Origin of the sequence: Candidatus Cyanaurora vandensis, assembly GCF_013285555.1 — a bacterium.
Taxonomy (GTDB): domain Bacteria; phylum Cyanobacteriota; class Cyanobacteriia; order Gloeobacterales; family Anthocerotibacteraceae; genus Cyanaurora; species Cyanaurora vandensis.
In genome coordinates this window covers 1-9,408 of sequence record NZ_JAAXLT010000013.1, presented here as the reverse complement: position 1 = coordinate 9,408, position 9,408 = coordinate 1, and the positions used below count along the sequence as shown (strand labels likewise).

10 protein-coding genes are annotated in these 9,408 nt (G+C 54.0%); 7 read left to right on the top strand and 3 right to left on the bottom strand.

What is annotated here, in order from left to right; translation table 11 throughout:
• Positions 1-1,778 (top strand): ABC transporter substrate-binding protein (locus HFM78_RS00885; RefSeq protein ID WP_287127528.1); only part of this gene is annotated, 1,778 nt, incomplete at its 5' end.
• Between the two features lie 39 nt (positions 1,779-1,817).
• Positions 1,818-2,387 carry a Uma2 family endonuclease gene (locus HFM78_RS00880; protein ID WP_287127527.1) on the top strand — a complete coding sequence of 190 codons (570 nt, stop codon included), beginning with the start codon at positions 1,818-1,820 and terminating at the stop codon, positions 2,385-2,387.
• Here HFM78_RS00880 and HFM78_RS00875 read toward each other — a convergent pair whose 3' ends face one another.
• Positions 2,388-2,735 (bottom strand): hypothetical protein, encoded by a 348-nt coding sequence (locus HFM78_RS00875; RefSeq protein WP_287127526.1) that lies wholly within the window; start codon positions 2,733-2,735, stop codon positions 2,388-2,390.
• 246 nt (positions 2,736-2,981) lie between these two features.
• Here HFM78_RS00875 and HFM78_RS00870 point away from each other — a divergent pair, with 246 nt between their 5' ends.
• From HFM78_RS00870 to HFM78_RS00860, 3 genes are all read left to right on the top strand, one after another.
• Positions 2,982-3,644 carry an AAA family ATPase gene (locus HFM78_RS00870; protein ID WP_287127525.1) on the top strand — a complete coding sequence of 221 codons (663 nt, stop codon included), beginning with the start codon at positions 2,982-2,984 and terminating at the stop codon, positions 3,642-3,644.
• Positions 3,637-3,930, top strand: coding sequence for a hypothetical protein (locus tag HFM78_RS00865; RefSeq protein WP_287127524.1), 294 nt, complete (start codon positions 3,637-3,639; stop codon positions 3,928-3,930). Before HFM78_RS00870 ends, HFM78_RS00865 begins: the two co-directional genes overlap by 8 nt.
• Positions 3,931-4,009: 79 nt before the next feature.
• Positions 4,010-6,202, top strand: a complete 2,193-nt coding sequence (locus HFM78_RS00860) for a VCBS repeat-containing protein (protein ID WP_287127523.1) — start codon at positions 4,010-4,012, stop codon at positions 6,200-6,202.
• 341 nt (positions 6,203-6,543) lie between these two features.
• Here HFM78_RS00860 and HFM78_RS00855 read toward each other — a convergent pair whose 3' ends face one another.
• Positions 6,544-7,401: an Rpn family recombination-promoting nuclease/putative transposase gene (locus HFM78_RS00855; protein ID WP_287127522.1), complete on the bottom strand. Its 858-nt coding sequence runs from the start codon at positions 7,399-7,401 to the stop codon at positions 6,544-6,546.
• Between the two features lie 680 nt (positions 7,402-8,081).
• Entirely contained in the window at positions 8,082-8,327 is a 246-nt protein-coding gene (locus HFM78_RS16055; protein ID WP_396034821.1) for a helix-turn-helix domain-containing protein, read from the bottom strand.
• A 317-nt stretch (positions 8,328-8,644) separates the two neighbouring features.
• Here HFM78_RS16055 and HFM78_RS00850 point away from each other — a divergent pair, with 317 nt between their 5' ends.
• Both HFM78_RS00850 and HFM78_RS00845 read left to right on the top strand, forming a co-directional pair.
• Positions 8,645-9,055 carry a hypothetical protein gene (locus HFM78_RS00850; RefSeq protein ID WP_287127521.1) on the top strand — a complete coding sequence of 137 codons (411 nt, stop codon included), beginning with the start codon at positions 8,645-8,647 and terminating at the stop codon, positions 9,053-9,055.
• Between the two features lie 45 nt (positions 9,056-9,100).
• Positions 9,101-9,331, top strand: a complete 231-nt coding sequence (locus tag HFM78_RS00845) for an ArdC-like ssDNA-binding domain-containing protein (RefSeq protein WP_287127520.1) — start codon at positions 9,101-9,103, stop codon at positions 9,329-9,331.
• Positions 9,332-9,408 lie beyond the last annotated feature (77 nt).

Genomic DNA, 9,408 nt, shown 5'->3' with positions numbered 1-9,408 from the left:
GTCAACGCATGGAACTCCAGCCCGGTCTAGCGGCGGCTCTACCAATTCGCATGCCCTTACCCGATGGCGGCGAGATCTATACTATCCAGATCAAAAAGGGGATTCGCTATCAGGATGACCCCTGTTTTACGGACGGTAAGGGCCGAGAAGTGGTGAGTGATGACTTTATCTATGCCCTGAAACGGATTGGGGACCCCTTTATCCAGGCACCTACCGCTAGCCCGGTTTTTGACCCCTTGTCGCAGGTGATTGTCGGGTTAAGAGAGTTCTATGACCAAGCCAAAAAAGACGGTAAAGCCGATTACAACCAGCCAATTAGCGGCATCCAACGGGTAGATCGCTACACCTTCACGATTCGCCTGAAGACGCTCTATCCCCAGTTGCGCTACTGGATGGCAACCCCCTCCTTTTTTGCCCCGGTTCCGGCTGAGGCAGTGGCTTACTACGACGGTGAGAGGCATGACGGGGTGCGCCGGGAACGCTTCATGTTCCATCCTGTCGGCACCGGAGCTTATAAGCTCAAGGAATGGAAGCGCAACCAGAGCATCGTGCTAGTCCGCAACGCGAACCACCGCCATAGTTTCTTTCCGACCACGGGTGATCCCGGTTCTGCCGAAAAAGGGTTACTCGTTGATGCGGGCAAGCCTTTACCGTTTATTGACGAAGCCCGTTTTAACATTATGAAGGAAGCTATTCCGAGTTGGACCTTGTTTCGTCAAGGTTATTTAGACAGTTTGGGTAAAACCGCCGCTCGTCGTCAGAGCCAGAACATTGTCGAGCAGGGGATTACAGCGGATAACCAACTCTCTGGGGATTTCGCTAAGTCCGGGACCAAACTCGAACAGGTGGCTCTCTTTTCGTCGGATAATATCTCTTTCAACATGAAAGACCCGCTCTTGGGTAAGAATAAGAAGCTGCGCCAAGCCCTCGCCCTGGCCTACAACTTTGACCGCTTCAACGATTTCTTCTATAACGGCACCAAACTTAAGGCTGAGAGTCCGCTCCCACCGGGACTCTTTGGCTACGACCCAGACTACAAAAATCCCTATGGTCGCCAGGATGTAGTAAAAGCGAAGGTTTTACTGAAAGAAGCCGGTTACGCCGATGGGATTGACCCTAAGACGGGTAAACCCTTAGTTGTGGAGATTGTCTACCCCTTCCGGGGTCCCGAATCTCAACGGGAAGCGGAGTACATCACCGAGCAGTTCCGGGCCATCGGCGTTAGTGCTCGCGCTAACTTAGTTACCTTTGCTGAATCCCTCAACAAACAGGACCGGGGGAACTTCCAGATCATCCGCAACGGTTGGTTTGCTGATTACCCAGACCCGGAGAATTTCATGTTTTTGTACTACTCCAAAAATCCGGGGGTGGTCAACACAAGCCGCTATGAGAATCTGGCCTTTGACCGTCTCTTCTTACAGATGCAGAGCATGGAGGACACCGCTGCACGACGGGCCATCCTCCGCGAAATGGTGGACATCCTGAACGAAGACTGTCCAGTGATCCACACGTACCACGAAGCCTTCTACATGCCCTACGGCGTTTGGACGCAGAACGTTTTACAACACCCCGTCGCCTACAATTTAGTGAAATATTACAAAGTCGACCCGGTGCTGCGGGAACAAAAGCAACGGGAGTGGAATCAACCCAACTACCTTTTTGTGCTGGCCTTAGCCGGACTTGCCGGTGTCGCCTTTATCCCCGCCGTACTCGCCCGTAAGGGACCGTTAATGCTGACCTATCTGTTGCGCCGTGCCTTCTACACGTTACCCAGGTGAGGCCGTGCGCGATGCCCTTGCCCCGAAACTGAGGACCCGATGAACACCCTCACCCTACCCGCCCCAGTCACCCCGGCAGAGTTTGCCGCGCTGTGTGTATTAAACCGGGACCTACGGCTGGAACTCACCGCTCAGGGAGAACTCGTGATTATGGCCCCTGCGGGTAGTGATGGCAGTCGGCGCAATCTTCTGTTGATTTTGCGCTTAGGCGTGTGGAGTGAACAGGACGGCACGGGTATCGCTTTTGAATCCTCCGCTGGCTTTACCCTGCCCAATGGCGCGGTTCGCTCTCCCGATGCCAGTTGGGTGCGCCGGGAACGTTGGTCAGTCCTAAGCCAGGAACAACAACGGCAGTTCGCCCCCCTCTGCCCTGATTTCGTCGTGGAACTGCGCTCCCCCACGGATAGTTTGCGTGAACTGCAACGCAAAATGCGGGAATACCAAGGGAACGGGACACGGCTGGGTTGGCTCTTAGACCCGCAGCATCAGTCTGTTGAGATTTATCGTCCTAATCAAGAAGTAGAAATTCTCACGGCTCCCGCGCTCCTAACTGGGGAGGAGGTCTTACCGGGGTTTACCTTGGACCCAACGGCTATTCTTGCCAATTAGCTACCGCAAAGACTCAACTTCAAGGGGGAACACATCAATCAATCGTGAGGAGGCATCTGTTTCGACCAGAAGCAGCGGGTTATGTTCACAATGCTCAACATAGTCAAACAGGACAGTTGCAAAAGGACGGCGCGGGGACGTGCCTTGCCATTGGGCTGTCACTTCTTGGATTTCATCGGGCGTGAGTGTTTGCAGGAATACCTGCATTTCTAGATAGGCTTGTCGGCGTTGGCAACGACTATGCCGACGACACCATGCTTGCCCAAAGAAATCAAGGATGTCAGCGTCCTCTTGGGTTGTCTGCCCATAGGTGGGGTCTAGCTGTTTTCTGCGCCGACTGTCGCCCATACGTTTGCCCGGAACCTGTTTCTACTATTGTGGGGTGAATCGCGGCAAAGGTACGAAAAGGGGCTTGGGGAGTAATGGAAGGATAAAGTCGTCTCATAGCCGTCAATCCCATGCAGCAACTTGTGTATTCTTAATTTCGTCTAATCGTCTATTAGTTAATAGTTTAATGCACGAAGTTGTCTATTGACGAAATACCGAAAGTACGATATTCTTAATTTTGTCTAATCGTCTATTAAAATTGGGCCGATGAAAACCATTGTGATACTGAACAGTAAAGGGGGAGTTGGGAAATCAAATATTACGCGCCACTTAGCCGTGGCAGCCGAGCTTGCAGCTCCTGGCTCAGTGGTGATGTGTGATACGGACCCGCAAAGTTCCCTGGCAGACTGGTGGAATGCGCGTAGTGCAGAAACGCCGCCCTTAGCCGTAATGGGAATATCAGAGTTTACCCAGAAGCAACCAGCTTTAGCCAGCCGCTTTGGTTACCTCTTCTTCGACACCGCCGCCGCCGACGCTAAACCCTACGCCGAGCTTCTCAGAGCCGCAGATTTGATAGTGATCCCAGTGGTGCCAAGTCCAGATGATGTGCGTTCGCTCAGTCGTCTGACGTTGCCTGTCGTCAAAGAAAGTGGCAGACCCTTCATCTTCGTTCTCAGTAAGGCTCGTCCTGGAACCCAACTCTTGATTTCGACGACGGCTGCGCTGTCGGAGCACGGAACAGTGTGCCAAACGATTATTCAACAACGAGAAGGGTACGCCAAAGCGTCTTTTGCCGGTTCAACGCTACTTGAGGATGAACCGAGCGGGAAAGGGGCGCAAGAAATTCGAGAATTATTGAAGTTCGTCAAATCACGAATAGACGAAAGGACGATTTCTGAGAAAAAGGGAAAGGGGCTGCTCAATGTCTAAGAAAAAGCCCCTTGATATGTCGGGTCTACTGGCGGCAAAAGGAGAGGGAGCCCCTGCAAGCGATGCGCCAAACCGCCCGGTCATAAGGGAGACAAGCAGAGACGAAACGACGAATAGACAAATAGACGAACGGAAGCCAGCTTCTAGCGAATACGTCAATTTAGGCTTCAAAGTCCCGAAGGAATTCCGACACCGCATACGCAAAATTGCAGCGGAGAAAGACATCAGCCTTGTAGAAGTTTTGCGTGAAGCCATCGAACTTTACGAAGCGGCAAACCGGAAATAGACTTAACCATTTCTTAACCAAGCTGTGTCACGTTTAATAGCAACAGACACTGGCGGTTTGTTTGTAAGGGGGGTTCATCGTGTTATCTCAGGTTGCGACGACAAAAACCTATCGCTTGCTCTTTGGCTTGGCTGCCACACTTGCCTTGAGTACTCTGGCGGTCCAAGCCCAGATTACTTTCGCACCCGCACAAACTGTCCTAACCAGTGTATTTAGACTAGAGTCGCCCCAGGATGTGGCCTTGGCTGACCTAGAGGGGGATGGGGATCTAGATTTAGTCATCGTCAATGTGGATGGCAATACGGTCTCAGTCCTGTTCAACCAGGGTCAGGGTAATTTTCAGCGCCCCCTTAATTTTGCTGGGGGCAATAACCAGGCTGAGGCCATCACGACCGGGGATTTCACCGGCGATGGCCGCCCGGATGTGACGACAGCGGGCGCGGATGGCACGATTGCACTGTTAGTTAACCGGGGTGGCGGCTTGCTCGCTGCTCCGCAACGCATCATCGCGGGGACTTCCTTGGAGAGTCTGACCACGGGCGACTTCGATGGGGATGGCAGCCTAGACTTAGCGGTGGCAGACCAGGGCGGTGAGGCAGTTGTATTGCTATTGAACCAAGGCCAGGGTACTTTTGGTGCGCCAGTCAAGGTGGCGACGGGCCGGAATTTCAGCAGTGTGGCGGCGGGTGACCTGGATGACGATGGCGATGTGGACCTCGTCGCCGGGGGTTTGGCTGGGCCGAGTACTCTGGTCGTGTTAAAAAACAACGGTCAGGCTGAGTTTACCGCTGCCTCTGCCCTCGACACCAATTTCGTCCCGGTAGAAGTCGTCCTCGGGGACCTCGACCGGGATGGAGACCTGGATATTGCGACAGCTAGCGGCTCCACCGTGTCCGTCCTGCTCAATCAAGGCAACGGTAGTTTTGGCCCAGCCACCAATACCAGTGCGGGCAATAACTCCGCTGGACTCGCAATGGGCGACTTAGACCGCGACCGCGACTTGGACCTAGTCACCACCAACGTTACCAAAGCCGTGGACATCTTACTCAACCGGGGGAATGGGACCTTTGCTGCACCGCTTAACTTAGGGACGGTGGCTACCCCAGGGACGGTGGCGGCGGGGGACTTGGATAACGATGGGGATGACGATGTGGTCACGGCGGAAAAGCAAGGTAACTCTTTGACTGTCTTACTCAGCAAAGGACCGACGATTACGACGACTTTCATCGAAGGCAGTGAGCCCATTGCCCTGGTCAACGGTGACTTCAACAGCGACGGACGCCTCGACATCGTGACCGTCAATAGCGGGACCCATAACGGTTCGTTGCTATTAAATCAGGGTGCGGCAGTCTTTGGCTTACCCCGTAACTTTGACCTCGGTGCTACACCTTTGGCGGTGGCGACGGGCGACCTCGACAGTGACGGCGACCTCGACCTCGCCGTAACGACGACGACGAATCAGGTCTTGGTCCTCAGCAATGATGGCAGCGGTGTGTTTTCAGCCCCCGTCGCCACAACTACCGTGGCAACACCCGTCGCCCTCATCGTGGGGGATGTCAACGGGGACGGACGGCCTGATGTGGTTACAGCCAACCAGAGTAGTGGCAATGTCACGGTGCTATTGAATCGAGGGGGGGGTGTCCTCGCCGGACCCGTCGCCTACCGCGTGAACGGTCCACCTGCGGACCTCGTGGCGGGCGACCTCGACGGGGATGGGGACTTGGACCTCGCAACCAGTAATGGGCTATCTTTCACGGCCCAGATAACCGCCTCAGTGCTGCTCAATGAGGGCAACGGTAGCTTCGGCCCACCCAGGAAGAACTCACTCTACTTCGGCTTGTATGGCAGTAGTTCTGCTATCGCGGTGGGCGACGTGGATAGGGACGGGGACTTGGATTTGGCGGTGGGACTGGGTAATACTTATCGCGACGCTAAGGTGGTCATCCTGTCTAACCGTGGGGATGCCACCTTCAGTTCGTCTACGACTGTGGTGGGTAGTGTAAACTCCATTGGCCCCGCTGATGTGAAGTTAGGGGACCTCAATGGGGATGGGGACTTGGATTTGGTGGTGATTGCCGAGGACGAGGAGGTCTCCGTGCTGAGTAACGATGGGACCGGAAGCTTTGCCCCTCCGTCCAGATTTACCGTGGCAGACCAACCCGTCCAGCTTGCCATCGGGGATTTAGATAGCGATGGCAAACTGGATATCACCACGGCTAACCCAGGGGTCGGCTCTGATAATTTGTCGATTTTGCTCAACCAGTCCAATTAGCTCAAACAGACCGAGTCTCCCGGCCCGAGCTACGAGAGGACAACTACCCACCCCGGTAAAGCCATGGGCAGGCGTTGCTCCGCTTGGTCGCTATTGACTGGGATGAGTCGGTTAGGCCAGTTGTCGTTCTTTAAGGGTTGGGTAATCGGTGTAACCCGCAGCCCCACTGCCATAAAATGTCGTCTCGTCCGGGGTGTTGAGGGGAGCTTGGACCTGGAAGCGCACAGGTAAGTCCGGGTTGGCGCTAAAGAGCTTGCCGTAGGCGACTAGGTCGGCGTTGCCCTGGGTGAGAACAACATTTCCCTAGCAAGGAGCAGACCTGAATTTCCAGGGTTTTTGCTCTACGCGAGGTCGGAAGGACTGGTTGGGGAGCTAGAGGTGGCTTGTGTCACTTGGGCGATGGTCAGACCCAGAATTTGAGCTACTTCGGTCACGCCAAAGCCCCGCGTCAGGAGGGCGGATACGGCTTCTAGCTTGCCTTCTAACTTCCCTTCCAGCTTGCCCTTCAGCTTGCCCTCTAGTTCACCTTCTAGCTTGCCTTCGAGCTTGCCTTCTTCCTTGGCTTGCTGGTAGTAGCGGGTTTCCTTGTAGCTAATATCGGTGATGTTGACCATCGCTTGAATCTCCTCTCGACTTAGGTTGGGGAACTTGTACACCAGCACCGTCTCGATTAATTCTATTATCCGGGACCTCGCCTGTGCATCCTCTAGTTGCTTAGCCTTCTGGAATAAAGCCCGCGCCAGAGCAGGAGCATCTGTGGGGGAGGCAACGACAAGTTTCACAATCCCTGCGCCCACCTGCTCCCCGGCCTCTAACTCGTCGAGGTAGAGCCGCACTACCAGAGAGCTAGCCAGGAGTTCTTGGAAAGGTGTCAGGTTATCGGGCTCGGCCTGCCTACTGCTGAACAAAACTAGAGCTTGCCAAGGTTGGTTGGGTGCGTGTTGCCGCAGATACAGGAGGATTTCGCTGAACAGGCGGGAATAAAACTGCTGGTCTTTCTGGAATTGGACCTCAACAAAGTAGCGGGTACGGTGGGGTGGGGTAGGGGTAAAGATGCCGTCGAGCCGGAAGTTGGTTTGTTTGACTTCTGCGGAGGAGAAGGCATAGCCTTCTGCTTGGGCTGGGTCTAGGCCGAGAAGCTCAAAGAAGATGGCGGGTTCAGTCAAGAAAAGTTGGTAGAAGATGGAATCGGTTTTCATCTCAAGGTCCCAGGGGGTAGGGAGTGCTCTGGTAGCGTGCAGTAGCCCAAGCATCATACCCTGGTCAAAGGACTGGTCCAGTGGGTTCTAGGCCCCGCTAGCGGGAGGGCTAGCCTGTGAAACTCAGTACCTTTAGTGAGCAACGGAGAGCCCGCCGCCGCTTGGGTCGTGTTGCTTCCAAGGGTGGGCTTGCCCAAAGGGTTATCATTCTCTGGACTGCCAGAGGTTTATGAACCCGTGGGCTACCAGGGGTCTGGTATCGGACCCCTGTTTTATCGGGGCGTGTCCCGATCTGGGACACAAACTACAAGGACGGGTCGGTTAGCCAGACATTCCCAGAGCCACCTGTCCCGCTAGCCTCCTCGTCAGGGCCACCCCGATGCTTGACCCCTCAATGGGTCTTCGCCTTTAAAGCATTCCATTGATAGGCAGCGTACTAGCTTAACCCCGAAACTGGAGGGGCAAAACCAAGGCAGCACGGCTAACAGCCCTGTCCAGGGGATACCAAAACGCCTTGACAGAAATCTGCCGTACGGCTAACAGCCCTGTCCAGGGGATACCAAAACGCCTTGACAGAAATCTGCCGTGCAACTTTAAAGGCAGCCCCTCCTGCCGCCGGGGGAATGCTTTGGGTGGGGAGGAAATGTCAGGGAACTAGCCACAATCGGTCTGGATTACGTTTATTCGCTTCTCCCATCAGGCGTGTATTCCATGAGGTCTTCTGGTCTGCATTCCAGATGAAAGCATAGGAGATTTAGCCACTTGGCAATGGATGGGGGCAAGTCGTCAGCATTAGCCCAATCAGAGACAGTGACTCGATTAACCTCAAGTATTTTTGCAAGTTGTGTGGAGGTCATTTTTCTTCGAGCCATGACTTCACGAAGTCGCCAGCGGATCACGTTTGGAATTTTGAGAGTGCAAACCATAGAGTACCACCTGTAGCCCCCTAGACTACTGGGACTCTTTATATAATAGCAGCTTTAGAGAGTCTAAAGAGCTATAAATGAAGCTAATTAGTTGACAAATGAAGTCTTTTAAACTACGATGGTAAGTATAAGTGATAGAGATAAGGCACTCACCAAAGAGCCTCACCCGACTTGAAGAAGTCAGCCGCCAGCGACCTAAGACCTGCTTAGCGAACGGCTTTCAATACTACCCCTTATAAAAAATGCCTCGGCGGTGTTCGTAGCACCCCAAGGCTTGACCCCTGACCAGTTGATTAGCCAGCAGGAGTTACCCGATTATGTCACAACGTCCCTTCACTGTCTTTACCAAAACTGCTACCGCGCGGATTTTAGGTGTCGCCGTCGCCCTGGTCAAAAAGCTACAGGTCTTAGCTAAGACCATTTGGGTCTATGTCCAAGGCAAACGCCCCACATTCATCAGCAAGACGCGCTACAAAGTGGACTACCTTGAATCTCGCTTAGACCGCAGCGCAGACATCAAGATCACTCCAGTGGGTGGCTTCAGCTATACCGCCCATAACTTGAGCAACGGCAAGGAGTACCGTCTATGGTGCGCCCCCGGTCGCGGTCTCCAGTGTGAATGCAAGGATTACGAACGCCAAGTACAGGGCGGTAAAGTCAATCCCACTTGCAAACACAAACTCGCAGTGAATCAGTTTCTAAGCGACCGTTTCCGCCAGCAAGCCTAACTATCCACGGGGGGAGCAATTCCCCCCTCTACAGGAGCAAAGGTTATGGATAAGACCGACAAGACCGCTATAGCGTTCGATAGGCTGGCGGCGGGGTTACAGGAGTTACTGACGGCTGGGAAATGGCTGGACTACCTCAAGTTTCAAGCCCGGTTTCATAGCTACAGCTTCACGAATAGCATTCTCCTTCAGGCTCAGATGCCCACCGCGACGCAAGTGGCTGGGTTTCATGCTTGGAAGAAGTTAGGGCGGAGTTTGACATACTCACCGTCCTGAAGGAGCGGTGATTCTTGACAGCTCAACGGGCTGTGCTGGCGAACCAGTCTTACCTGCCCTCCCTGTCCATTTAGAGT